Consider the following 24,183-nt stretch of genomic DNA (forward strand, 5'->3'; position numbering starts at 1 on the left):
CTATTTGTCGTCCATGTCGTCCATGTCGTCCATGTCGTCCAGGTAGCTGTCGTCGACCGGAACGTTCCCGTCATACATGCGATAACGCCGGTTCTGCAGGTAGGCGTCGCGTACAAAAAGATAGGGGTCGTAAGCTTCGAGAATCTGCTGGTCGACATCCAGCAGGCGTGACCGCTTGTCCACCTGATACACCGACCAGAGCGCCCAGCTGACATCGACGTTGTCGTTGGTGAGATCGATCAGCGGGGTCAACGGTGAATCGGCAACATCACCGGTCAGGCTGCGCAACGTGCGGGGGCCAAACAAGGGCAGCACGATGTACGGGCCTTCGCCGACGCCCCATTTGCCCAGCGTCTGGCCAAAGTCCTCATCATTTTCCTTGAGCCCGACCCGTGTCGCCGGATCAAAAAAACCGAAAAGGCCTACCGTGGTATTCAGGACGAAGCGACCCGTATCGTGACCACCGGTGCGAAATTTTCCCTGCAGGAAATCATTCACGATGGTGATCGGGTACTTGAGGTTGCTGAAGAAATTCTGGATCCCGCTCCGCATCTGGGGCGGGAGTCCACGCTCGTAGCCCACGGCAACCGGTCGCAACAAGTACCGGTCGCCGATGTCGTTGACCTTGTACATCGCCCGGTTGAAGGGTTCGATCGGGTCGTAGGCTTCCTGGTTCTCGACAGCTTTGGTACTGGCGCAGCCGCTGCTGATAATCAAGACCAGTGCCACCACGGCCGAGCGCGATTTATCCCAGGCATTCATTGTGCATTTCCGTTGTTTTGCCGGCGGGCTTTTTGTTCTTTATCCACCCATTCCTGGATCTGCTCAAGCCGCGCATTGAAACGTGCCTTCTGCACGCTGTTCAGCCCCGGAATGGACAGGGCCAGCCGAAGCTGGTCAGCCGCCATCGTTGCATCACCCTTGATCAGGTGCAACTCCGCCATATAGTAATGCGCCTCCGCTGTGTCACCGGCGGCGCTTGCGGCCAGTGCGATCAGGCGCACCTGCTTGGCGGTCGGTGGAACATTGTTGAGCAGATCAAGCAGAATGTGGTGGGCTTTTTTTGCGTCCCCGTTGGCGAGCAGTGCCTCGGCGTAGTGCACCGTGAGCGGTACATTGCGCGGGAACAGCGCCATTGCCTGGTCAAATATGGCAAAGGCCTGGCTCCTGTTTCCAAGGGCAAGTTCTGCATTTGCCTGCCCGGTATGGAAGGGGATTACGCCCGGATGGGCTGTGCGCAGATTTCTGAACTGGTCACGTGCGATGTCGTATTGGCCCAGTTCCATACGTGCCAGCGCGACCCCGTAATCGGTACCCAGATTGCCGATGCTCTTCGGGTTCTGCTGTTCGCCGAGGAAGAAGTCGAGCGCCTTTTCCGGCGTGGGGCTGGTCAGGACACGTATCCTCGCTTTGGTCAGGGAATAGCCGGCCGCATCCTGGACTTCCGGACGCGGCAGTGAAGCGGCACGCTCCCTCGTTTCCGCGATGCGGTTTACGGTTACCGGATGTGTGCGCAGAAACTCGGGTGCCTGACTCGCCAGCGGTCCGGTCTGTCTGGCGAGGGTCTCAAAGAAGGCCGGCATACCTTCCGGGTCGAAGCCTGCGGCGGCCAGCACGCCGACACCAACGCGGTCGGCTTCATATTCATTGGCTCGGGTGAAATTGATCTGCTGCTGGGCTGTTACGCCCTGTGCGGTGGCGATGGCGCCCGTAATCGCATCGCTGCTGCCCCCTGCGGCTCCAAGCAGGATTGCACCAAGCATAGCGGCCATGCTGAGAATGCTGTTGCGCTGGTTCGCATAGACTGCACGCGATATATGCCGCTGTGTTACATGCGAGATTTCATGGGCCATGACTCCGGCAAGTTCGCTCTCGCTGTTGGTTGCAAGGATCAGGCCGGAGTGAACACCGATATAGCCGCCCGGAAGTGCAAAAGCATTGATCGCATTGTCATTGACGACAAAGAAATTGAACTGGAAATCGCCGTCATGTGCCTGGGCGGACAGCTTCTGCCCGATGTCCTGCACATACTCCTGGATTTCCGGATCGCTCATGACGCGGTCGGTGTCGATCAGGCTGCGGTAGATGCTGCGACCTATCTGCAGTTCACGGTCGCGGGACAGTACCGAGTCGCCCGGACTGCCGATATCCGGCAAGTCGCTGCTTGTTGCCGGCAGCGGCGGGACGATCAGGCAGGTCATGACCAGGGACAAAACCAGATTCCGCAGATACAAGCGGATTATTCCGGCCCATGATCCATTCCGGGAGGCGGGGCCTGTGTTCGATAGGGTGTAGGGCATACGCCTGTCCGTGGCGGTATCAGTTTGTGCTGATCGATTCCAGGACTTCTGCGGCATGGCCCTTGACGCTGACCTTGCGCCATTCGCGTTGCAATCTGCCGTCGGTATCGATGAGAAAGGTGCTGCGCTCGATGCCCAGCACTTTCTTTCCGTACATGTTCTTTTCGCGGATCACGTCAAACAACCGGCAGAGTTTTTCATCCGCATCGGACAGCAAATCGAAAGGGAACTCGAATTTTGCCTTGAATTTCTCGTGTGATGCGAGGGAGTCACGCGATACGCCGAGGATCACCGCATTTTTTTTCCGGAATTTGTCGTGCAGGGCGCCAAAGTCACAGCTTTCGGTGGTGCAGCCCGGTGTGCTGTCCTTCGGGTAGAAATACACGACCACATTCCTGCCGCGCAGATCCTTGAGTTCTATCTGCTGGTTGCCGGTAGCCGGCAGCCTGAAATTCGGGACGACCTTGCCAACGGTAACGGTACTCATGTGATTTCCTGTCTGTCAGCCGGATTCGTTCAGCGCTGTGCCGGTTCCATCACCGCGTCGAGGTTCTGCTCGTCGCAGTATTCCATGAACTCCTCCCGCAGGGTCGCAACGTGCACCGTGCGCGGTATGTTCACGGTCATCTGTACGCTGAACATCAGCGCGCCGGTATGCGGTGCATTGTAGCGGCGGGTGTTGACCTCGGATATTTCGAGGTCGCGAGTGGCGAAAAAGTTCGACAGGCCGAAAACAATACCCTCGTGATCGAGGGTAACCACGTCGATGGAGTAGGGTGCCGCAGTCTCGGCCGGTCGCGGCTGGGTTTCGCGCACTGTAACCGTCAGCTCGGATTGCTGCTGAAGCGCCAGCAGGCTGCTCTGCAGCTTGGCCACCGTGTGCCAGTTGCCCGAGACCAGCATCATCACCGCGAACTCGGCGCCGAGAGCGATCATGCGGCTCTCGCGGATGCTGCCGCCAGCGGCATTGATGGCATGACTCAGATCGCGAACCACGCCGGCGCGATCCGGTCCTATTGCTGTGACCGCCAGAAGTTTTTCCATGGATGAACGTGCAGAAGCCCTGAAAAATGAGCGGCCAGTGTACCGGTAAATGGACCTGCATCAAGGCATTGTCGGCGGTGCCCTTGCGACCCCGCAGCAGCCTCAGTACCATCGCTGCCTCTTCCCGGTCTCCGGTCCGCTCGCAATGTTCTCAGGCAGCTTTGTTGCGCTGGTTACGCCCATGAATGACGATGGGGCGCTCGATTTCGGCTGCCTTGAGCGTCTGGTTGACTGGCATATGGAGCAGGGGACGGACGGGCTGGTAATCGCCGGCACCACCGGCGAGGCCAGTACCCTGACCAAGGCCGAGCACGTCGAAGTCATTCGCGTTGCCGCCCATCGCGCTGCCGGGCGGATCCCCGTAATCGCCGGTACCGGATCCAATTCCACAGCGCAGACCATCGACCTTTCGCGGACCGTCGGCGGGCTTCCGGTTGACGGTTACCTTGTCGTCACGCCTTACTACAACAAGCCGACCCAGGAGGGGCTATACCGGCACTTCGTCGCAATTGCCGATGCCCTGGAGTTGCCGCTGATCCTCTATAATGTACCGGGCCGGACCGGCGTCGACATGCAGACGGCCACCGTTGCCCGCCTGGCCGCACATCCCGGCATCATCGGCATCAAGGAGGCAACCGGGGATCTGGGTCGCCTGCAGCCCTTGCGCGAGGCCTGTGGCGAGGATTTCCTGCTGTTCAGCGGTGACGATGCGACTGGCTGCGAGTTCATGCTTCAGGGCGGGCAGGGGGTTATCTCGGTGACTTCCAATGTAGCCCCCGCACTGATGGCTGATATGTGCAAGGCCGCGCTGAAAGGCAATCGGACGCTGGCTACGGAACTGGACGGCCGCCTTGCGGGCCTGCATCAGGAGCTGTTTGTCGAGTCAAATCCGATTCCGGTGAAGTGGGCGGTGGAACGCCTGGGCCTGATGCCCGGCGGGCTGCGTTTGCCGCTGACGGCGCTCAGTGCGGACTGTCGACCGGCTGTCGAGGCAGCCATGCGTCGGGCCGGCGTGCTCGATCAGCGGCCCAGCCTGGCTGAAGGAGCACGCTGAGTTGTTATCCACGGTGATGTCGAAGACCGGGCTCCTTGCGCTGCTGTCAGTCGCCGTATTGACGGGCTGCTTTTCCTCATCGCCGGACAAGCGCTGTGCCAAGCCCAAGGAGTATCAGCAGAGCACCAGCCTGCCCGAGCTCAAGATCCCCGAGGGGCTGGAGGTACCAGACCGTTCCACGGCGATGGCCGTTCCGGCCCCGCCGCCCGCCGATCAGGCTGGCGTCATCAGCGACTGCCTGGATCGGCCACCCGACTACTTTCGCAAAGAGAAAGCTGCTGACTGATACGGCAGCGCATTGAAGCGCAGGCCGCAACGGGCTAACCTTTCCGCCCGTTTCCAGCCGAACAGACGATCCGGAGAGGTGGCCGAGTGGCTGAAGGCGCACGCTTGGAAAGCGTGTTTACGGTAACCCCGTAACGTGGGTTCGAATCCCACCCTCTCCGCCACTAATGTTGTTGTTATAAAACAATTACTTATGAATACAGCAGAAGGCGAAATCTAGCCTAATTTGCGACCCACTCCGGACCGCATTTGTTGCTCCAGACCGCAAGAGCGTTTTCGCGCCGCCCGCCGGTGCATTCTGCGCCCGCATTCTCTGTGCGCTCCCATTCCAGTTCGGATTGCATGAGCAGTGCATGCCCATGCGTTGGCCATTCATGTGGAAAAATTCGTGCGCAACGACGCACAGTAAGTAACTTCGAGCGTGAGTGGTGAGCGAACGGCTCAGCCGAGCAGGCGACGTTGATCCGCCCAGGCGGGCGGCAGTAACCATTGTTTGAGTAGTGGTTATTTCAGCCAACCGGCGAACATTTCGAGATGCATTCCGACAATCATCAGGCTAGTGTTTGTCGAGTAACTGATGCTGGTTTTTCAAGAAGGGAGCCGCATATGAATGCGTCCATCCGATTGGCTGTTTTTCTGGCGATGCTTGTGCCGATGGTCTGGGCGGCGCCGCCATTGCCGACGGTAACGGTATACAAGAGCCCATCTTGCATGTGTTGCGGGAAATGGATTGAGCACATGCAGGTCAACGGCTTTCCGGTCGTTGTGCATGATACGGAAGACCTCACACCGCAAAAGGTACGTCTGGGTGTGCCGCCGGCGATGGGGTCGTGCCACACCGCTGAGGTAAGCGGCTATCTGGTTGAGGGCCATGTCCCGGCTGCCGACATCAAACGCATGCTTGCCGAAAAGCCGCATGCCAAGGGCCTGGTTTCGCCCGGAATGCCACAGAGCGCACCGGGGATGGATAGCATGCTCAAGGTTCCCTATGAGGTGCTACTGGTGAGTGACGATGGCCGCACCGCTACCTACGCGCGCCATTGATCGGTCCAGACGCCATATTCACTTGACCTTCCCATAGTGGCAGGGTTGAGGATGGCGCAGCTGTCAAATCTAGCTGTCGCCAACAAGGAGGCCGTTCGTGCGCCTTTACACGTTTACGATTACCCCTAATAACCGAAAGGTCGAGGCCTTCGTCCGGCATTTTGATCTCGATATTGCTATTCACCATGTGAGCTTCAAGGACAAGGAAACCCAGAGGCCGGAATACCTCGCAATCAATCCCATGGCGAAAGTCCCTGCACTTGTGGATGGTGACTTCAAGCTGTGGGAGTCCAATGCCATCCTGACTTACCTCGCCACGAAATTCCCGGAAACCCGGGCGTTGCCCACGGATCCCCGGGGCCGCGCCGATGCCGATCGCTGGCTGCACTGGCAAAGCTGTCACCTGATGCCGGCGATGGGTGCACTGAAGACTGTGGAAGTCAAAGACCTGTCGACGCTGACCCCGCTGCTCAAGATCCTCGACCAGCAACTGGCTGGCCACGAGTTCATTCTCGGCAGTCTTTCGGTCGTTGACTTCGCCATCGTCGCCTACCTGATCACCAAGCTCGGCCGTCAACTCGACTACGCCGCGACCCCGAATGTATCGGCCTGGATTGAGCGCATGACGGCGTTGCAGGGGTTCCGGGTCACGGAGAACTGAGGTTCAGCGAGACACTGACATTCATCAGCAAGCAGACAGAGCCCGGAGATTCCCCGATGCAGAAAACCTCGACCCTGAAGCCTTTCGCGACCGGCGATATTTTCCTCGGCAATACTTACCTCAACGACCCCAACGACGATCATCGCGGCGAGGGCCGGATCATCCAGTTTGACCGGAACTGGGTGATGAAGGGCACCTGGTACACCACCGGTACGCGCTATTTCATCGTCGGCTGCAAGATTGCGCCTGATGGCACGCTCTGGGGCTTCGACTGCCACGACCACATTACCGTGCGCGCGACGCCTGACGGGAAGGAGCTGGCACCCTGGGATTCAGGACGTTCCTTCGGCAGCGTGAACTGGGATCAGGATGGCAACCACTACTTCGGCGAGTACCTCATCGGTACCGAAATCTGGAAGGGCACGAGTGCCAAGCTGCTGGCCAACGGTACGCTGGGCGACGGGCGTATCTACCAGTACAGCCCGGACCTGAAGCCGATGAAAAGTTTCCGCGTGGAAAACGCGCCGGAACCCACCCGCTTCAAGGGTGTCACCCACTCGGCGATGCACCCGTCCGGCGAGTTCATCACCTACACCACGGAAACATCGCGCCGGCTAATGCGCTATGACATTCGCAACGACCGCCAGATGCCGGACCTCGCGGCCTATCTGGATGCCGACCCCTTTGATCGCAGCGACCGTCGCTGGTTTATCGCCCCGGCCTACCTGGCCGATGGCAGACTGCTGTGTACGGATGCGACGGGCCTCGCCATCTACGATGAGGAAGGAAAGATGCTCCAGCACATCGAACTGCCTGGCTATGGCTGGGCCCAGGTGGCGCCGGATGTGGACGAGCGCTATGCGCTGGCGGCCAATGTCTGGACCGGTGTCGCCGCACGCATCGACCTGAAGGAAGAAAAGCTCCTGCAGCAGATGGACACGGGATTCACGGCTCCTTTCCGGTCTTTGGCAGGGCTGGCCGTGTTCCGGGGATGAGGCCAGCAGGATGTCATCACTCATGGCCAAAGGTCATTCGCAGGTACGCCAGCACGGTTGAAGCATCTGCTGTGCTCAAAGTGGGATCGCCGCCTTTGGGCGGCATGGCGACCGGAGACTTCGGATTTCGAATACCGTCGAGAATGCTACGTTGTAAGGCCTGATCGGGTTTGGTCAGCGGGCCACCAGCGGTGGTGAAGTCGGGCACACCGGGCAACGTGCCGCGTCCGTCCTGGCCATGGCAGGCAATACAGCTGCGTTCGAAAACAGCCTTTCCCGTCCTTGCCTTCTGGGTAGTGTCTTGCCCAGTGGCCTGCGTTTGTACGGCCGGCGTATAGGCGGGCGCTCCTGCGCCGTCCCAGTAGCCGCCGTTGCTGGCCTGAAGGAAGGCAAGAATGTCCCGCGCCTGTTGCCCATCAAGGCCGCCTCGTACCCGCATGTGCGCCATGATGACGCGCCACTGATCGTCACGAAACTCCATGGGGTCCCGCATGTTGTGGCAGCGTTGGCATTGCTGAGCCCAGGCGACAGCGCCGCGGGAAACGTCCCCTTCCGGGCCATCGGCTGCGGACACCGTGTAAAAATTCAGCAGACAGGCTGCTGCGATGACTGTGGCGGCTACCCGGTGCGATGTCTGTGGTTTTTGTATTCCGGTCATGGGAACCCCCGTTTCAGTAGCCGTAGGCAAGTTGAAGTAACCAACGGTTAGCGTCGGTTTCTGTCTGCGAGAGGCCGTCATTGAACTCATAACCCAGCTTGACCATCGCATTGGATGCAATCAGATATTCGAAGCCGATCATCCACTGATCCTGCCGCTGTTCCGGGTGCGGCGAATTGAAATCCGAATATCGGACTATGCCTTCCCATGGCCGGGACCCGAGTCGGTATGCGAGTTGCAGATACCAGGCGCGCCAGGTGCCGCCTTCTTCAGCAAGACTGCCGGGTGCGTCGTCGACCTTCTGACGTATCAGTTCACCGCGACCCTCAAGGTCTTTCCACCGGTAAACAAGATCTGCGCCGAGTGCCCCGTAGTCCCTTGCGGGCTCGTCCCCGTCCTCGATTGCGACACCATCCGCCGTTGTCAGTGTCGCCTTGCCAACGGCACCGGAGACGCCGATCTCGAGATTCGGCATTGGCAGGAAGCCCAACCGCCCACCGACGACAGGATCATCTGCATTCCGCGTAAATCCTTCACTGACGATGCCGTGGATCTCGCCCCCATCGGCCTCCAGTTGCGGTCCGTTGCCAACATAAACCGCGTAATTCAGATGCGCTGCTCGGGGGAGCGGCAGTCCACCACGGAGCTGAACGCCCACGTCGGCCGCAGGTGCTGCGCCGTCATGTCCGAACCCCGGTGGTGCGGAGGGCAGCTTGTTAATCCATGCCGGATGAAGGTTTTGCCGGAACTGGCCAAGAGGGCTCAGGAATTTGCCGGCCAGCAGGGTGACATGATCATTGATCAACCAATCGATGGTGCTGTATTCAAGTGTCACATCCGTTGCGCCATCCTGGTCAATCTCCAGTTCCAGTTCGGACTCCCAGAGAATCTGGTTGCGATACTGGAAGTGAAGGATCGGGTTGAAGGTGACACCGCCGAATTCGCCGTTCGCACCTTCCTGGTCGACGTAGGAGGCTGCACCGTATCCAGACAGGTGGAAGGCTGATGTTGCGTTCTGCCATTCAGCTGCAATGCTGGCAGCCTCTGCACGGGCCACCGTTGCGGATTCTTCGCTGATCTGGCCGCGTTCTTCCTTCATGGCAGCCGCTTTGCTCGAATTCTGTTCGGCCAGACGGCCAAGTTCGCCGCGAAGCTCGGCGATCGATGCTTCCAGTTCCTTTACCCGAGTTTCCAGCGCTTCCACCGTGGGATCTGCGGCCAGTGCCGTCGGTAACCAACCTGGCCCAAGAACTGCTGATGCGGCGCAGAGTATGGCGATATGGATGGTCTTCTTCATTGGTGTACCCCCGTCTGCATTTGATAATGCCGGGCTTTTTTTTGTGGTTCATCGCGGAAACGTCTTGGATATATCTCGGTACCGTCTCGGTGACCGAAAGTTGTGACGGCTGCGAATCAGAAGAGGCCGGGATCCGGGGCGTGTATCGGGAGCTCAAAACTGAACCGTGTACCGATGCCGGGTCTGCTGTAGACGGCAATCGTTACGCCATGAAGATCAAGGATGCTTTTTACAATTGCCAGACCCAGTCCGGCATGCGCGGAATCGCTCGAACGGCTCGGGTCACCGCGATAGAAGCGATCAAAAATGTTCGCCTGTTCATCGGGCAGGATGCCCGTCCCTGAGTCCTCGACATCCACCCGTACACGATCCGGTGATTGCGCGGTTGCGCGCAGCGTTACTTTGCCGCCCGCAGGGGTATGCCGGATGGAATTCTCCACCAGGTTGTCGATTGCGCGTTCGATCAGGCCGATATCACCGACTACCCGGGGCAAAGTGCTTGAGTATTCGGCGCGAAGAAGGATGTCCTTTGCCGAGCAGCTGAGCGACAGTTCCTGGGCGATATCCTGCAAGAGCTCGGCCAGCTGAAACGGCTCTCTTTGCAGTGCGACCTGACCGGCATCGAGTTTGGCAAGCTCGAGCAGTTGATTGACCAGGCGGGTGAGGCGGCGTGATTGATTGATCGCCGTGGCGAGATACAGGTCTCGCTCATCGGGTGACAAATCAATATCTTTCAGGGCCAAAGTGTCCAGGTGAGCTTGCAGTGTCGTCAATGGTGTGCGCAGGTCGTGGGAAATATTCGCGACCATATTGCGGCGCATGTTGTCGGTGTCGCGCAGGCTTTCCATCTGGCTCTGCACATGACTGGACAGATTTTCAAACAGGTCTGCCAGGCGTTCAATCTCGTCACCTTTCGAGTTGGTCGGCATGGTGGAGCCGGTACCATCAGGGATCGTCGCGGCGTGAAAGCGCTCCATCTCCGCCTTGAGGGTGCTGAGACGCCGGGTAATCGAGCGAACCAAAACGAGCGTGGCCAGGATGGCCAGTACGCTGCATGAGACAAGCAGGCCCAGGCTTTCGTTGATGGTGTATGTCCTGCGCAGTTTCAGGACAGTGTCGTTGATGCGATTTCGACGCAGGATCACGTAAAGATAGCGTGCCGGGCAATCCAGAATTGTCACCGGCGCAGCGGAGAATATTTCCTTGCTGTCGATGAATCGCGGGTTATCGCCAAGAATAGGCAGGGGGACCGTATTGCCGAGAAAAGCGTCAATCGGAGCGACATCAACCCGTGTGCGCACCCATTGCACCGTTGGTACCGATGAGGCAATCAGCAAGCCGTCCGCATCAACGAGGTACAGGTCGACATCCGGGTTGAGTTCCGCAAGTTTTCTGATGCCCTTGTGAAAATTATCGGCAGTCAGTGGCTCATCACTGATGAGCAGTCGTGCATTGGCATAATGCCGGGCAAGTCGCCGATTGGCGATCTGATCAGCCTCGGAATGATAGGCTTCGTGAGAAACAAAGAGCACTGTGGCGAAGACCGCAGTCATTGCTATCCCGAAGGCCAGGATGACGACCAGCAGCCGGCGATAGAGTGTTCGGAACATCGCTTAACTCTCGGGTGGAAGCGATTCGGCAAGCTTGTAGCCGACACCCCAGACGGTCAGGAGCAGCTCAGGGCGGGTCTGATCCCGCTCTATTTTTTCCCGTAACCGGTTGATGTGACAGTTGACGGCATGTTCATAACCGTCGTGACGATAGCCCCATACGGTATCGAGCAGTTGTGAGCGTGTATAGACCCGCCCGGGGTTCCGCGCGAAATGCACCATGAGGTCAAACTCCTTGGGCGTCAGGCTGACAGCCTTGCCGCGTACCATCACCTGTCGGGATGATGGATTGATGCATACCGCATCACCGATCTGAATTGAACCGGTGCCTGTTGCATGGGCTGTCTCCATGCCTTCTATTCGCCGAAGAATTGCCTTGACCCGCGCTGTCAGTTCGGCGATGCCAAAGGGCTTGGCGATGTAGTCGTCAGCGCCCATATCCAGCCCGAGCACCTTGTCGACCTCGGTCGTCCGTGCCGTCACCATCATGATCGGTGTGGCGATCTTCTGGTCGCGCAGACGCCGGCAGACTTCGATGCCGTCCATTCCTGGCAACATCAGGTCCAGCAAGATCAGGTCAAAAGCCGCAGTCTCCGCTGCCCGCAGGCCATCATCGCCCCTCGATACCGTCTGCACCTCGAAGCCACTGCCCTCCAGATGCCGCTTGATGAGCAATGCGAGGTCCTGTTCATCCTCGATGATTAATACCCGTCGTTTCATGGAACTCATTAGCCGTCGTCGCCCTATATTGCTGGTATTCAGTATAGGTTACTGACTGGTTGTCAGGACTTACCCGTACCGCAGGCGGATCGAGATTGTTTTGAGACAACTTCTCCGCTGAATATCGGTAGGTTCTTCGCTACGTGTGTGATCTACGTGCAATGTGTAGCAAACGGCAGCAATATCCTCCCGGCTTCGGACAAGTTTCGGTGCAGCGCATCTAGAGGGAAATCGATGGCAGGTGGCAGGCATAAGCGGGTTACAAGTGGGTCCTTGGGCTGTGCTTTGGCTTGGGTGGCGCTCATGCTCGCTGGCGTCAACGCGGTAGCGCAACCTTCTACTGATGAGCAGGTGGCGCCAGAGCGCATAGTGACCGTGACGGAGGCAGATCTTCTCGCACCACTTTCCCTGGAAGTACTGGTGCCGTTCGCAGTCGAGAACAACCCCAATATTGGTGCCGTACGTTCCGAGTGGGAGGCATCAAAAGAAAGAATCAGGGCCCAGAGCTGGTACGAGAACCCGACGGTGACGCTGATTCCGGATACCGGCGATATGGCCGAGACACGGGCCGGTCCCCAGGGGAACAGTGTGGAAATATCCCAGGCAATTCCGTTTCCGGGGAAGCTCGGACTTCGTAGCAAGATTGCGGAGTCACGCTCTGAGGCAAACTACCAGTTGCTCGAAGCGGCAATCCAGGAAATTACTCGCCAGGTGCGGGCGCGGTACGCCGACTACAACCTGGCCAAGCGCTCGCTCGAAATCAATAACGATACAACCGACCTGACCCGCCAGTTTGCTGAAGTAGCTCAGGCCAGGTATCGGGTCGGCAAAGCCGCGCAGCAGGACGTGATCCTTGCGCAGGAACAGCTGAGCCGCCTTGCGGCTGAGCGTGTCGTCTACCTGGGGGACGTCGAGACGGCGATCGGCGCCCTGAATGCACTGCTCGACCGCGCACCCCGGGCACCGCTGGGTCCGCCCACTGATCTGGATGCGAAGCCGCTCAAGATTTCGCTCGCCCGCCTTGTTGATATAGCCGATGCAAACCGGCCCGAGCTGCTTTCCCAGACCCACGTCGTTGATGCGAGTCATCAGTCCGAACGTCTGGCGCGGTTGGGTTATCTGCCTGATTTCAAGCTCGGCGTACAGTGGATTGATGTGCGGGGCGGTACAAATCCAGCCTTCGCGCGTGATGGCAACGATATCTGGATGGTGAAGCTGGGCTTTTCAGTCCCGCTGTGGGCGAACCGGATCGGTGCCGAGGTTCGCGATACGCAAGCCCAGGTGCGACGAGAAGAGTTCCACCAACGTGATCTCAGGAATCAGGTGTTTGACCAGGTACAGCGGCAGTACGAGCGCGTTGTGGTCGCTGCCCGGACCGAGGAGATTTACCGTGGAACCCTTATTCCCCAGACCACTGAACGTATCGCAGCAGCGCAATCCGGCTATCAGGCCGGGGTGGTGGACTTCCTGACGGTGATTGACAGCTTGCGGTCTCTTGAGCAGGTCCGCCTCCAGCGCGATCGGGCAGTGCGTGACTATCAGCAGGCGCTCGCCGACCTTGAGCGAGCCATCGGGCAACCGCTCTCAAACTCAAGGCCATAGATCCAGGTGTACGTTTTATGAATCGAGGTCTCATGCTGGTCGCGTCGGCTCTGCTGGCGGCACTGTTGTCGGCCTGTGCAAAGCCTCCGGCTGGTTCCGGCTCCGGCGCCGGAGAGCCTGCGCCCGAGGCCAGCGGGCGCAAGATTCTCTACTGGAAATCTTCCATGGACCCAACCTTTGTCGCAAAAAGCGCCGGAAAGGATGGGATGGGCATGGATCTCGTGCCCGTCTATGAAGGAGAGCTGGATGATGGCCCGCCGGGGAGCGTGCGCATTGATCCGGCGACGATTCAGAACATCGGTGTCACCACTGAAGTGGTGCAGTTGAAGCAACTGACCCGCGACATCCGTACCGTGGGGCGTGTCGGCTATGACGAGACGAAAGTGCGTCGCATCGCGCCGAAAATCGGCGGCTGGATTGAGGCCCAGTACATCAATTTTGCAGGCCAGGTCGTGCGGCGGGGCGAGCCATTGCTGGAAATCTACAGCCCCGAACTGGTGGCTACCCAGGAGGAGTACCTGGTGGCGCTCCGGTACCGGGAGCGCCTTGAGGAAAGCACATTGCCGGACGCCGTTGCAGGTGGCGTCGATCTCGTCCGTTCTGTCGAGATGCGATTGCGCTACTGGAATGTGACGGACCAGCAGATAAAGGCGTTGCGCGAGCGTGGTGAGATTACGCGCACGATGGTGGTGTACGCACCATTCAGCGGGATTGTCGTCGAGCGCAATATCCCGGAAGGCGGATTTCTGCAGCCTGGTCAGACTGTTTATGCAATCGCAGACATTGCCACAGTGTGGGTCTATGCGAACGTTTACGAGTATGAGGCACCGTGGTTGCACGTTGGTCAGGAGGCCGAGATGGCCTTGGCCTATCAACCCGGGGCCACTTATCGGGGCAGGGTCGCGTATGTGTATCCCTACCTGGACCAGAAAACCCGCACCATCGAGGTGCGTATGCAGTTTTCCAATACGCCGGATTTCGATCTCAAACCTGATATGTGGGCAAATGTCACGCTCCATAGCGAAGTAGCCCGTGAGGGGCTCGCGGTACCAATCCAGGCAGTGATTCGCGGCGGGCAACGGGACACCGCCATCGTGGCCCTCGATGGCGGGCGCTTCGAGCCTCGTGAGATTCAGCTCGGTGTACAGACCGGGGATGAATTTGAGGTGCGTGCGGGCCTGGCAGCGGGTGATCGTGTCGTCACCTCGGCCCAGTTCCTGATCAACTCCGAGAGCAACCTGCAGTCTGCGGTTCGCAAGATGATTGGCGGGGCACCGGCTGCCGAGCCAGCAGAGGCTGTCAAAATGCCGGAAGGTGAAATGTCGCCCCCGGCACCTGCTGATGCCGGGGCCGCACCGGCGCATTCCGGGCACGTCCACGAGTAGCGGCCATGCTGAAACGCATTATCGAGGCATCAGTGCGTAATCAGCTGCTGGTATTGCTGGCTACCGCAGCGGTTATCGGCGCCGGTATTTATGCCTTTCGAAATATCCCGCTCGACGCGCTTCCCGATGTGAGTGATGTCCAGGTCATCATATTCACCGAGTGGCCCGGACAACCCCCGCAGATAGTGGAAGACCAGGTTACCTATCCGCTGACGACCACAATGCTTGCTGTCGCCAAGGCAAAGGTCGTGCGGGGCTACTCTTTTTTCGGGCTCTCTTTCGTCTACGTCATCTTCGAGGATGGCACTGATATTTACTGGGCGCGTAGCCGGGTCCTTGAGTACCTGAGCTTCGTGCAGAACCAGTTGCCCCCTGAAGTCACGCCGGTTCTCGGCCCCGATGCGACACCTGTAGGCTGGGTTTTCGAGTATGCCGTGGTTGACCGCACTGGCAAGCACGATCTGTCGCAGCTGCGGAGTATTCAGGACTGGTTCGTGCGCTATCAACTGCAGACCGTTCCCGGAGTTGCCAACGTGGCAACTGCGGGGGGATTCGTCAAGCAGTATCAGGTCACGGTTGATCCCAACAAGTTACTTGCCTACCACCTGCCGCTCGGCACGGTCATGCAGGCGATCCGGCGTAGCAACAATGACGTGGGTGGCCGCGTCATCGAGTATGCCGAGGCTGAGTATATGGTCGAGGGTATCGGCTATATCGAGCAAGTACGGGATATCGAGCAGGTTCCGGTCGGAACAGGCGATGACGGTACTCCCGTCCTGGTGCGTGATATTGCCGACGTGACGCTTGGGCCTGATATCCGCCGGGGTGCTGTTCAACTTGATGGTGACGGCGATGCGGTGATCGGCATCATCGAAATGCGCTACGGCAACAACGCCCTCGCTGTGATTGACCGTGTCAAGAAAAGGATCGAATTGCTCAAACCCGGACTTCCAGACGGCGTCGAGATAGTACCTGTTTACGACCGTTCGGCGCTGATCAACCGCGCCCAGTCAATGCTGCAGATGAAGCTTCTTGAAGAAAGCCTGATTGTTGCGGCGGTCTGCCTTGTGTTTCTGTTGCATCTGCGCTCCGCATTTGTGGCCATTTTCACGTTACCGGTCGGAATCCTGGCCGCCATGGCCATCATGTATTTTCAGGGTCTCGGGGCGAACATCATGTCACTCGGTGGGATTGCCATTGCGATCGGTGCCATGGTCGATGGCGCGATCGTGATGATCGAGAACACCCATAAACACATGGAGCGTGATCAAGGCCGGAAGCCGCACTGGGAAATCATTCTGGATTCGACCAGGGAGGTCGGGCCGGCGTTGTTCAGCTCACTCATGATTATTGCGGTTTCATTTTTCCCGGTTTTTGCACTGACAGGTCAGTCAGGCCGCATGTTTTCACCGCTCGCCTTTACGAAGACTTACGCCATGGCAGCGGCGGCAGTCCTGGCGATTACGGTGGTCCCTGTGTTGATGGGACACCTCATCCGCGGCCGTATCCCGCCTGAGGGGCGGAACCCGATCAACCGGTTTCTGAGCTGGGCGTATCGCCCGATACTTCGTGGAGCGTTGCGGCTGCGTTGGGTGGTTCTTGGAGCTGCCCTGGTTCTGCTAGTGGCGACAGTGGTTCCCTACAAGCAACTCGGTGCGGAGTTTATCCCGCCGCTCAATGAGGGCGATCTTCTCTATATGCCTTCGTTGCTGCCGGGTGTCTCCATTACCGAGGCGCAAGCTGTCGCACAGCAGACCAATCAGTTGATCATGACCGTGCCTGAAGTCAAACATGCGCTCGCCAAGATTGGCCGTGCGCGGACCCCGCTGGATCCGGCACCATTGTCCATGATGGAAACAACGATCATCCTCAAGCCGGAGGGGGAATGGCGGCCCGGGATGACGATGGAGCGCCTGACCGAAGAACTGGATGGGCTGATTCGATTTCCGGGCGTTACCAATGCGTGGACCATGCCGATCAAGACACGCATCGACATGCTATCCACGGGGATCAAGACGCCCGTGGGCATAAAGCTTACCGGACCGGATCTGGGCGTTTTGGAGGAACTGGGAAAGCAGGTTGAACCTCTGGTCCGTGACATTCCTGGCACGCGCAGCGTGTATGCCGAACGGGTTGCGGGCGGCTACTACATGTCCTTCGTGGTCAAGCGGCTTGAGGCGGCCCGTTATGGTTTGACGGTGCAGGACGTACTCGACGTGATCCAGTCCGCCATCGGTGGCATGAATGTCACTACGACCGTCGAGGGGCTGGAGCGCTATCCGGTGAACCTGCGCTACGCGCGCGATCTTCGCCAGAGCCCGGAAGCACTACGCCGCGTGTTGCTGGCAACGCCCACCGGTGTGCAGGTGCCATTGGGCCAGGTGGCGGACATCTTTCCGCGTATGGGGCCGCCGGCGATAAAGACGGAGGGCGCACAGCCGCAAGCCTGGATCTACGTGGACATCAATGCCGATCAGGACGTTGGCACGTATGTGGCCCGTGCAAAGCAGGCAGTGGCGTCAGGCCTGAGCTTGCCTGCGGGATATACGGTGCAGTGGAGCGGCCAGTACCAATACATGCAGGAAGCGGAAAGCCGGCTCAGGGTAGTCGTTCCGATCACGCTGTTGATCATATTCCTGCTGCTATACATCACCTTCCATAGCGTAACCAAGGTCTGCATCGTGATGCTCACGCTACCGTTCGCGGTGGTCGGTGGAATCTGGTTCATGTGGTTGCTTGGCTACAACATGAGCGTAGCCGTGATGGTGGGCTTCATCGCACTCGCGGGCGTCGCGACAGAGATCGGCGTGGTGATGATCGTCTACCTTGATCATGCATTCGAGGTCAGGCGAGCGCAGGTTTCCCGCTTGAGTGCGGAGGATCTCTACGATGCCATCATGGCGGGAGCGGGTGAGCGGGTTCGACCAATCGTGATGACAGCGACTGCGGTGATTGCCGGCCTGCTGCCGATCATGTGGAGTGATGAGACCGGGTCGCGCGTCATGAAGCGCATCGCTGCACCAATGGTGGGCGGGATGGTATCGGCAACGGTCCTCGCCTTGGTGATCCTGCCGATTGTTTACGCGATCTGGCGAGCGTGGCAATTGCGGCGGGAGCCGGAAATCAGGGATGCGTCATCTACGCCGTCGTGAAGACGTCTGCTTCCATCGGTAGCGATGGCGGAGTGCGCTCCACAATGGTACCTGGAGCTGATCATGGCGATTATTTCGAGATAACTTCCAGCGCAAGATAGCCATTCAAGGTGGTTGGTCGGGTTATTGCCGGTTGGCGGATCAGCATTAATCGTTATCAGTTTGGCAGTTTCTGGAGGACGGAATAATGAATGGACGGATGCTTGGTATTGCGGCGCTTGTGAGTGCCGGGGTACTTGTTACGGGAACAGTCACACTGATGTCATTGCCGGCTGCCGTCGCAGGCCCGGATGTGACCATGCCGACCAATGCTGCTGAATACGCATCGGAAGCAGCAAGGTACCAGCAGGAGGCATCGACGCTCGAGGCGAGTGCCAGGCGGCATGCCGATATGGCTGCGCATTACAAGCACCGCGCGAGCGGTGGTGGCAAGCAGGCGACTTCGCTTGGCAGTCTCGCCAGTCACTGCGAGAAGCTTGCGAAAGCCTATGCCACGGCGGCAGCTGAAGCGCGCGAGATGGCAAAGTCTCTGCAGGAAATGTCCACAGCAGGCTGAACCGTTGCCTGGTTCGGACAGGAGACTGGCGATGAAAGCGTTCGTAACAGCGTTGCTGATGGTACTGGTGGCTGGAGCTGGCGGAATCGCGGTACTGCTTTGGTCCGGGGTCTACAACGTGGCCGCGGATGAGCCTCACAGCCGCGCGGTACATGAATTTCTGGAAGTCGGTCGTGAGCGGTCGGTGGCGGTACGGGCGCTTGACATCGATGTGCCTGACCTCGCCGATCCCGAGTTGCTGGAGCGGGGCGCGGGTAACTACGCAGCGATGTGCGAGACCTGTCACTTGCGTCCCGGACTGGCTGACTCGGAACTGCGTCGCGGCCTCTACCCGCAGCCGCCAGCGCTGGCTGATGCCCGGGCTGACAGCAACTCGGCCCGTGATTTCTGGATCATCAAGCACGGCCTCAAGGCGACCGGTATGGCGGCGTGGGGCCGGAGCATGGACGATGACTCCATTTGGGGCATGGTGGCATTCCTGCGCTGGTTGCCAGACCGTGATGAGGGCGAGTACCTGGCAGCTGTCGCTGCCAGCAGCGGCCATTCTCATGGTGGGGTCGATGATCCGATGCATGAGACACGATCCGATCAGATGCACGAGCACGATGACCACGACCATTAGCAAGAGCAGGGTTGTGTATACCTGTCCAATGCATCCGGAGGTCAGGCAGGACCATCCGGGTATCTGCCCCAAGTGCGGGATGACGCTGGAGCCCGAGATTCCGATTCTGGATGAGGAAGAAAACGTCGAGCTGGCCGATTTCCGGCGGCGCTTCTGGTGGACGCTGCCACTGACGGTCGTGGTGACATTTCTGGCGATGGCTGGTCACCGACTCGGCTTATTGCCCGGCAATTTGCAGAGTTGGGTTGAACTGGCGCTGGCCACACCCGTGGTGCTGTGGGCCGGCTGGCCCTTCTTCAGCCGATGCGCTGCATCCATCGTTTATCGCAGCCCGAACATGTGGACACTCATTGGCATGGGTACCGGGGCGGCCTACGTTTACAGCGCTGTTGCCACCGTTGCGCCCGGCGTTTTTCCCGACGACTTCGTGCAGATGGGACGTGTCGGTGTTTACTTCGAGGCAGCGGCAGTCATCATTTCCCTGACATTGCTGGGACAGATGCTTGAGCTCAAGGCGCGGTCGCAGACATCGGCGGCAATCAAGGGGCTGCTTGGCCTTGCTCCGAAAACTGCACGCCGCATCAATGCAGACGGCAGTGAAGCAGATGTCCCACTGACCCATGTACACGTTGGGGACCAGTTGCGCGTCCGGCCCGGTGAGAAAGTGCCGGTGGATGGCGTGGTCGTTGAGGGCCGCAGCGCCGTGGATGAGTCCATGCTGACCGGTGAGCCGCTGCCGGTGACCAAGCGGTCTGGTGATCTGCTCATCGGCGCCACTATCAATATGTCGGGCGGACTCATCATGCGAGCCGACAAGGTGGGTGCGCAGACGGTGCTGTCGCGGATCGTGCAGCTTGTGGCGCAGGCGCAGCGTTCCCGTGCTCCCATGCAACGCATGGCCGATCACGTGGCCGGCTATTTCATCGTGGTGGTCATTCTGAGTGCGGTGCTCACCTTTCTCGTGTGGGGCACGTTTGGACCGGAACCCAGCTGGGTCTACGGCATGATCAATGCCGTCGCCGTACTCATCATCGCCTGTCCGTGTGCCCTGGGGCTGGCGACACCCATGTCGATCATGGTCGCCACAGGCAATGCAGCGACCCAGGGCATATTGTTTCGGGATGCGGCAGCGATCGAGAAATTTCGTCAGGTGGATACTCTGATCGTGGACAAGACGGGGACGCTGACCGAAGGCCGGCCACAGTTTCAGCGTGTGGTGCCGGGTGCCGGATTCGATGAAAAGGAAGTGTTGGGTCTGGCGGCCAGCCTGGACCAGGGCAGCGAACACCCGCTGGCCCATGCAATCGTCGCGGCCGCAAAGGAGCAGGGTCTGGTCCTGGAGAAAGCGGATGAATTCGAGTCTGGTACCGGCATCGGGGTTCGTGGTCGGGTTGGTGGTCGGAACCTTGTGCTTGGCAGTGCGATACTGCTGACGCAGGCTCATGTTTCCGTCGAACCGCTGCGTGCGAAGGCAGAATCGCTTCGCGCCACTGGTGCCAGCGTCATGTTCCTTGCCGTGGATGGCAAGCTCGGCGGCATCCTGGCTGTGGCTGATCCGATAAAGAAAACCACGCCAGAGGCGTTGTCCGTTTTGCGTGACGCGGGTATCCGGGTGGTTATGGCCACAGGAGACGGTCTGACCACGGCACGTTCCGTAGCGACCGAGCTCTCCATTGATGAGGTTTACGGGGAGGTCCGTCCCCAGGACAAACTCGATCTCGTGGCTGGTCTGCAGGCCAAGGGTCGTGTTGTCGCCATGGCCGGTGATGGCATCAACGATGCGCCGGCGCTGGCCAAGGCGGATGTTGGCGTTGCCATGGGGACCGGGACGGATATAGCCATGAACAGCGCGCAGGTGACCCTCGTCAAAGGCGATCTGCGGGGCATCGCCCGCGCCAGGCTTATCTCGGAAAACACCGTCGCCAACATGCGGCAGAATCTGGTGTTCGCCTTTGTCTACAACGCGCTTGGGGTGCCGCTTGCAGCCGGTGTGCTGTATGGACTTACGGGTTGGCTGCTGTCGCCAATGATCGCCGCATTGGCGATGAGTCTGAGTTCAGCTTCGGTTGTGATGAATGCACTGCGACTGCGGAAGTCGAAACCCTGATGTCTGACTTCCGGGGTGGTGCTTCGGGTGGTGTAGAGGCGAGCAGGGCGGAAAGCAGCACCACGATCAGCATGATCACGGCCTCGGCGCGAATCCCCCAGCGCATTTGCCTCGCTGCGCGGGGATCGCCTGCGACCAGTCGCGGGCTGAGCCGCAGTTTGTGATACGCGGCAATGCCCATCAGCACCGTGAACCAGGTGAACTTCATGATGAGCAGCTGCCCGTACCAGGTCTTCAGGAGCGCATCGGGTGTCCCCAGGTTAAGCAGGGCGGTGATGACCCCGACGATGGCCAATGAGCCGACAGCGACAAGTGCCAAGCCTGAGAATCGGATTACCGCTGGTGCCGCGGCTGCCGGCGTTTCCGTACCCAGCAGACGGTGTAGTGGCCACAGTGAACCGAGCCAGTAAGCGGCGCAGCTGACATGCAGGACCATCAGCGGCATCAGCAGGAAACCCGGATCACGGCTGGCCGGATGACCGATGAGGGCGCGGCTGATTGCCAGAACCAGCACTCCGCCCAGGAGCAAGCCCCGATGGTCTCGCCAGCTCCCCATCAGCAGTACAAAAAAGCCTGCGACCGCTACGGTATTCAACTGTTGCGGATTGAACCCACCGGCCAGAAGGCCACTGACAGCAAATATCGCCACGGCCCGTCGCAGGGTTGCCGTGAGTTGAGCGGTTACCGGTACCAGCAACATGAACCACGCGGTGCCCATTGCGAGCAGCATCAGTCCGACGTATGCCGCACGGCTCAGGACCAGGCCGTCAACGGGTGGCGCAACCTCCGCGAGGGGCGATACGCTGCCGCCGAGAGTTGTGTCGGCGAGTGCTGGCAGTGCGGCCATCATGAGACTGGCCAGTACGCCTGAAGCCGATGCTATATTCCTCATCACCAAACTGGCGCCTTCAAGGTTGGCATCAAAGATGATCATGAACAGACGCAACCCGGTGATATTAGCGACCGTATATGGTCTGGCGCTAGCCAGTATCGTTTTCACGCGCGCCTTCAAGGCATTCACGCTGGCTGAGGTGCTTGCGGTTTCCGCATTCATCTGTGGCCTTTTCATGTTCTGGCTCACGCGACGGCAGCAGCCGGGAGTCCGGCTGGCGCTGCCCGAACGACTGATTGTGATCGGTTCCCTGCTTGGCCTGGTCGGGCTGCCGTTGAAACTGGTATTTAGCCTGCTCGGTGTTGGCGCGCCTGCCCATGACATGGCCAATCATGTGAGTACAGCGGGCAACCCTTTGCTGCTGCATGTTCATCACCTGTTCTTCAATCTCGGCTTCCTGGCTCTGCTGATCTCTGCCCTTGCCTGGATGGTTGCCGCGATTCGGTGGCAGAGTGCCTGACCAGCGTCACGGATAGATCCTTGAGGCTGAGGCCTTATGAACTTTGACCATTGCCGATGCCTACGTCCACCGCCAGTTGCAAGAAATCCCTAGCCTGGATACTCCGCTACGCCAGCCAGGCCAAGCCGCGGTACCACACCTTTCGGTGTGTCTTTCACGCCGGTACCGCTGTCGATCATGCCGAGTATCTCGCCGGTCTCCATGCACACCTTCGCCATCATGCCGGTGAAGAAGTTGGTGGTGACGAATGACTTCTGGTCAGCGCCAGGCTGGATCATCGCCCAGCCGTAGGCCGGCAGCCGGTATTCGCGCAGTACCTCGCCGGCTTCATTCAGGACCTCGACGGTTTCGCCCCGGGTCAGCAGCAGGCGGCCGTCCCGCAGGTAGGCAACCGCAATGGCCCAGATGCGATCCATCTCGAATGGTCTTGTCTCACCGGGGCAGACTTTCAGGTCCGGCATCTGTTTGCCGGTGCTGATGTTGAAGCGCATCACCCGTTTACCCGTCTCGGTCGTATAGGTCACGTACTCTTCCGACGGATGCAGTGTCATGTGTGTGATGCCCTTGAAGCCGAAGGGCTCTGGCGCTGTCTCCGGTGTCCACTCGTTGAGCAGTTTGCCGTCACGGCCGAACCGGTAGAGTTTGCCCTGACCGATCAGCCCGCCGGTACCAGGAATCGAACGTATGCAGGTGCCAGGCGGCGGGGTGTTGCCCTTGAAGTAGTCGGCGAGCAGGATCGTGCCGTCAGCAAGAAAGCAGGGGCTTGCCAGTCCGACGTCGGCGAATCGTGTCTCTGGCAACAAGGTGCCGGATGGCTTTACCTGCACGATGTGATGCCCCTGGCAATCGCAGCCCCAGAGCGTACCGTCCGGGGCAAAACGCAGGTGTACGATCAGGTGGCTGGTGAAGCCGATCCACAGCACGCCCTTGTATTGCAGGTTCCGGTCGTACTGCACGATGCGTCCGACCCCGGCGTGATTGTCATGCGGATTATTCAGATAGGTACAGCCGAGAAAGATGTCGCCCTTCTCGAACGGCCTGATCGTTGAGGTGGTCGGCGGAGTTGGCAGTGTTTCGCCGTCCCATCCCGCATAGATCCGCTCGCAGATTTCCTTCGGTACCGGCTTGACCGAGGCCATGAACTTCGGCTGGCCCGTTTCGGCACTGTCGCCTTTCACCGTCTCGATTCTTGTTGCATCGCTGCTCATCTTCAGGTTTTCCGGCTGCTCAGGCTACGAAGCCGAAGTAGTAAAGTGGCGGCGAGGTAACACCCGCCATGATCATGCAGATCATCCCCGCGCGGCCGAAAATCCGGTGGATTCTGCTGAACTTGTTCGGCTTGGGCGGGTTACCGAATTTGAATAGTGAAATGATGATCAGAAATACCCAGATGATCGAGGTGAGGATCGAGAAGAAGGTGTGGATATAGATTGTCCAGTTGAGCAGCGGAGTGCCTTCGTAGATGCTGCCTCTGGTGATCTCGAAAATTCCGCCCGACACCCTGAGGTCATACTCGAAAATACTCACCACGATGAACAGGCTGATGCCGAGGTAGAGCTGGATTCGACGATGGGTGACGTAATCTTTCCGGTTGCGCGCCATGCGCCAGGAAAAAATCAGGATCGGCAGGATGATGATGAAAGACAGGGTGACGATGTCGATGAGGATATCTGCGCGCGAGCCGAGAAAGCCTGGTGGGAACATGATTACAAGGACCTCAGGAAGCGTATAAATCGAAC

General features: G+C 59.2%; 22 protein-coding genes and 1 tRNA gene. 12 read left to right on the forward strand and 11 right to left on the reverse strand.

Annotated features, from left to right (window positions below; translation table 11 throughout):
- The 4 genes from H6979_01270 to H6979_01285 form a co-directional block, all read right to left on the reverse strand.
- The gene (locus H6979_01270) at window positions 1-762 is read right to left on the reverse strand and encodes a VacJ family lipoprotein (GenBank protein MCP5138477.1); all 762 of its coding nucleotides are present in this window, start codon (window positions 760-762) and stop codon (window positions 1-3) included.
- Window positions 759-2,234, reverse strand: a complete 1,476-nt coding sequence (locus H6979_01275) for a M48 family metallopeptidase (protein ID MCP5138478.1) — start codon at window positions 2,232-2,234, stop codon at window positions 759-761. Before H6979_01275 ends, H6979_01270 begins: the two co-directional genes overlap by 4 nt.
- A gap of 85 nt (window positions 2,235-2,319) precedes the next feature.
- Complete coding sequence (locus H6979_01280) at window positions 2,320-2,787, reverse strand: peroxiredoxin (protein ID MCP5138479.1); 468 nt, start codon at window positions 2,785-2,787, stop codon at window positions 2,320-2,322.
- Window positions 2,788-2,816: 29 nt separating this feature from the next.
- Window positions 2,817-3,344, reverse strand: coding sequence for a glycine cleavage system protein R (locus H6979_01285; protein MCP5138480.1), 528 nt, complete (start codon window positions 3,342-3,344; stop codon window positions 2,817-2,819).
- Window positions 3,345-3,489: 145 nt separating this feature from the next.
- Between H6979_01285 and H6979_01290 the strand changes: the two genes are divergently transcribed.
- The 6 genes from H6979_01290 (at window position 3,490) to H6979_01315 (ending at window position 7,383) form a co-directional block, all read left to right on the forward strand.
- Complete coding sequence (locus H6979_01290; protein ID MCP5138481.1) at window positions 3,490-4,398, forward strand: 4-hydroxy-tetrahydrodipicolinate synthase; 909 nt, start codon at window positions 3,490-3,492, stop codon at window positions 4,396-4,398.
- Window position 4,399: 1 nt separating this feature from the next.
- Window positions 4,400-4,684, forward strand: a complete 285-nt coding sequence (locus H6979_01295) for a hypothetical protein (GenBank protein ID MCP5138482.1) — start codon at window positions 4,400-4,402, stop codon at window positions 4,682-4,684.
- A gap of 72 nt (window positions 4,685-4,756) precedes the next feature.
- Window positions 4,757-4,847: transfer RNA gene (locus H6979_01300), tRNA-Ser, on the forward strand.
- 442 nt (window positions 4,848-5,289) lie between these two features.
- Window positions 5,290-5,727, forward strand: a complete 438-nt coding sequence (locus H6979_01305; GenBank protein ID MCP5138483.1) for a DUF411 domain-containing protein — start codon at window positions 5,290-5,292, stop codon at window positions 5,725-5,727.
- Between the two features lie 97 nt (window positions 5,728-5,824).
- Window positions 5,825-6,388 (forward strand): glutathione S-transferase family protein, encoded by a 564-nt coding sequence (locus tag H6979_01310; GenBank protein MCP5138484.1) that lies wholly within the window; start codon window positions 5,825-5,827, stop codon window positions 6,386-6,388.
- A gap of 56 nt (window positions 6,389-6,444) precedes the next feature.
- Window positions 6,445-7,383 carry a hypothetical protein gene (locus tag H6979_01315; GenBank protein ID MCP5138485.1) on the forward strand — a complete coding sequence of 313 codons (939 nt, stop codon included), beginning with the start codon at window positions 6,445-6,447 and terminating at the stop codon, window positions 7,381-7,383.
- A 16-nt stretch (window positions 7,384-7,399) separates the two neighbouring features.
- On the opposite strand, the gene H6979_01320 is transcribed toward H6979_01315, so the two are convergent.
- The 4 genes from H6979_01320 to H6979_01335 all read right to left on the reverse strand — a co-directional run bounded on the left by H6979_01320 (window position 7,400) and on the right by H6979_01335 (window position 11,677).
- Window positions 7,400-8,041: a cytochrome c gene (locus tag H6979_01320; protein ID MCP5138486.1), complete on the reverse strand. Its 642-nt coding sequence runs from the start codon at window positions 8,039-8,041 to the stop codon at window positions 7,400-7,402.
- A 13-nt stretch (window positions 8,042-8,054) separates the two neighbouring features.
- Entirely contained in the window at window positions 8,055-9,326 is a 1,272-nt protein-coding gene (locus tag H6979_01325) for a hypothetical protein (protein ID MCP5138487.1), read from the reverse strand.
- Between the two features lie 128 nt (window positions 9,327-9,454).
- The gene (locus H6979_01330; protein MCP5138488.1) at window positions 9,455-10,948 is read right to left on the reverse strand and encodes a HAMP domain-containing histidine kinase; all 1,494 of its coding nucleotides are present in this window, start codon (window positions 10,946-10,948) and stop codon (window positions 9,455-9,457) included.
- A 3-nt stretch (window positions 10,949-10,951) separates the two neighbouring features.
- Entirely contained in the window at window positions 10,952-11,677 is a 726-nt protein-coding gene (locus H6979_01335; protein MCP5138489.1) for a response regulator transcription factor, read from the reverse strand.
- Window positions 11,678-12,037: 360 nt separating this feature from the next.
- On the opposite strand from H6979_01335, the gene H6979_01340 reads away from it, so the two are divergent.
- From H6979_01340 to H6979_01360, 5 genes are all read left to right on the forward strand, one after another.
- Window positions 12,038-13,270, forward strand: coding sequence for a TolC family protein (locus H6979_01340; protein MCP5138490.1), 1,233 nt, complete (start codon window positions 12,038-12,040; stop codon window positions 13,268-13,270).
- Window positions 13,271-13,287: 17 nt separating this feature from the next.
- Window positions 13,288-14,655, forward strand: coding sequence for an efflux RND transporter periplasmic adaptor subunit (locus H6979_01345; GenBank protein ID MCP5138491.1), 1,368 nt, complete (start codon window positions 13,288-13,290; stop codon window positions 14,653-14,655).
- 5 nt (window positions 14,656-14,660) lie between these two features.
- Window positions 14,661-17,807: an efflux RND transporter permease subunit gene (locus H6979_01350; protein MCP5138492.1), complete on the forward strand. Its 3,147-nt coding sequence runs from the start codon at window positions 14,661-14,663 to the stop codon at window positions 17,805-17,807.
- A 187-nt stretch (window positions 17,808-17,994) separates the two neighbouring features.
- The gene (locus tag H6979_01355; GenBank protein ID MCP5138493.1) at window positions 17,995-18,363 is read left to right on the forward strand and encodes a hypothetical protein; all 369 of its coding nucleotides are present in this window, start codon (window positions 17,995-17,997) and stop codon (window positions 18,361-18,363) included.
- A gap of 449 nt (window positions 18,364-18,812) precedes the next feature.
- On the forward strand, window positions 18,813-21,092 hold the full coding sequence (locus tag H6979_01360; protein MCP5138494.1) for a copper-translocating P-type ATPase: 2,280 nt from the start codon (window positions 18,813-18,815) through the stop codon (window positions 21,090-21,092).
- On the opposite strand, the gene H6979_01365 is transcribed toward H6979_01360, so the two are convergent.
- Window positions 20,989-21,984 carry a CopD family protein gene (locus H6979_01365; GenBank protein MCP5138495.1) on the reverse strand — a complete coding sequence of 332 codons (996 nt, stop codon included), beginning with the start codon at window positions 21,982-21,984 and terminating at the stop codon, window positions 20,989-20,991. The two genes, H6979_01360 and H6979_01365, sit on opposite strands and share 104 nt — an antisense overlap.
- Window positions 21,985-22,024: 40 nt before the next feature.
- Here H6979_01365 and H6979_01370 point away from each other — a divergent pair, with 40 nt between their 5' ends.
- Window positions 22,025-22,444 carry a hypothetical protein gene (locus tag H6979_01370; GenBank protein MCP5138496.1) on the forward strand — a complete coding sequence of 140 codons (420 nt, stop codon included), beginning with the start codon at window positions 22,025-22,027 and terminating at the stop codon, window positions 22,442-22,444.
- Between the two features lie 89 nt (window positions 22,445-22,533).
- Here the strand turns inward: H6979_01370 and H6979_01375 are convergent, their stop codons facing one another.
- Window positions 22,534-23,652, reverse strand: a complete 1,119-nt coding sequence (locus H6979_01375) for a hypothetical protein (GenBank protein ID MCP5138497.1) — start codon at window positions 23,650-23,652, stop codon at window positions 22,534-22,536.
- A 19-nt stretch (window positions 23,653-23,671) separates the two neighbouring features.
- Window positions 23,672-24,148: a hypothetical protein gene (locus H6979_01380; protein ID MCP5138498.1), complete on the reverse strand. Its 477-nt coding sequence runs from the start codon at window positions 24,146-24,148 to the stop codon at window positions 23,672-23,674.
- Between the last annotated feature and the right edge of the window lie 35 nt (window positions 24,149-24,183).

It is taken from the genome of Chromatiales bacterium (assembly GCA_024234935.1).
GTDB lineage: Bacteria > Pseudomonadota > Gammaproteobacteria > Steroidobacterales.

Bases quoted from the DNA above. Each gene is read 5' to 3' on its own strand.
- H6979_01270 (MCP5138477.1), bottom strand. From the start codon at position 762: ATGAATGCCTGGGATAAATCGCGCTCGGCCGTGGTGGCACTGGTCTTG.
- H6979_01280 (MCP5138479.1), bottom strand. From the start codon at position 2,787: ATGAGTACCGTTACCGTTGGCAAGGTCGTCCCGAATTTCAGGCTGCCG.
- H6979_01285 (MCP5138480.1), bottom strand. From the start codon at position 3,344: ATGGAAAAACTTCTGGCGGTCACAGCAATAGGACCGGATCGCGCCGGC.
- H6979_01290 (MCP5138481.1), top strand. From the start codon at position 3,490: ATGTTCTCAGGCAGCTTTGTTGCGCTGGTTACGCCCATGAATGACGAT.
- H6979_01305 (MCP5138483.1), top strand. From the start codon at position 5,290: ATGAATGCGTCCATCCGATTGGCTGTTTTTCTGGCGATGCTTGTGCCG.
- H6979_01315 (MCP5138485.1), top strand. From the start codon at position 6,445: ATGCAGAAAACCTCGACCCTGAAGCCTTTCGCGACCGGCGATATTTTC.
- H6979_01320 (MCP5138486.1), bottom strand. From the start codon at position 8,041: ATGACCGGAATACAAAAACCACAGACATCGCACCGGGTAGCCGCCACA.
- H6979_01330 (MCP5138488.1), bottom strand. From the start codon at position 10,948: ATGTTCCGAACACTCTATCGCCGGCTGCTGGTCGTCATCCTGGCCTTC.
- H6979_01335 (MCP5138489.1), bottom strand. From the start codon at position 11,677: ATGAGTTCCATGAAACGACGGGTATTAATCATCGAGGATGAACAGGAC.
- H6979_01345 (MCP5138491.1), top strand. From the start codon at position 13,288: ATGAATCGAGGTCTCATGCTGGTCGCGTCGGCTCTGCTGGCGGCACTG.
- H6979_01350 (MCP5138492.1), top strand. From the start codon at position 14,661: ATGCTGAAACGCATTATCGAGGCATCAGTGCGTAATCAGCTGCTGGTA.
- H6979_01355 (MCP5138493.1), top strand. From the start codon at position 17,995: ATGAATGGACGGATGCTTGGTATTGCGGCGCTTGTGAGTGCCGGGGTA.
- H6979_01360 (MCP5138494.1), top strand. From the start codon at position 18,813: ATGACTCCATTTGGGGCATGGTGGCATTCCTGCGCTGGTTGCCAGACC.
- H6979_01365 (MCP5138495.1), bottom strand. From the start codon at position 21,984: ATGAGGAATATAGCATCGGCTTCAGGCGTACTGGCCAGTCTCATGATG.
- H6979_01370 (MCP5138496.1), top strand. From the start codon at position 22,025: ATGAACAGACGCAACCCGGTGATATTAGCGACCGTATATGGTCTGGCG.
- H6979_01375 (MCP5138497.1), bottom strand. From the start codon at position 23,652: ATGAGCAGCGATGCAACAAGAATCGAGACGGTGAAAGGCGACAGTGCC.
- H6979_01380 (MCP5138498.1), bottom strand. From the start codon at position 24,148: ATGTTCCCACCAGGCTTTCTCGGCTCGCGCGCAGATATCCTCATCGAC.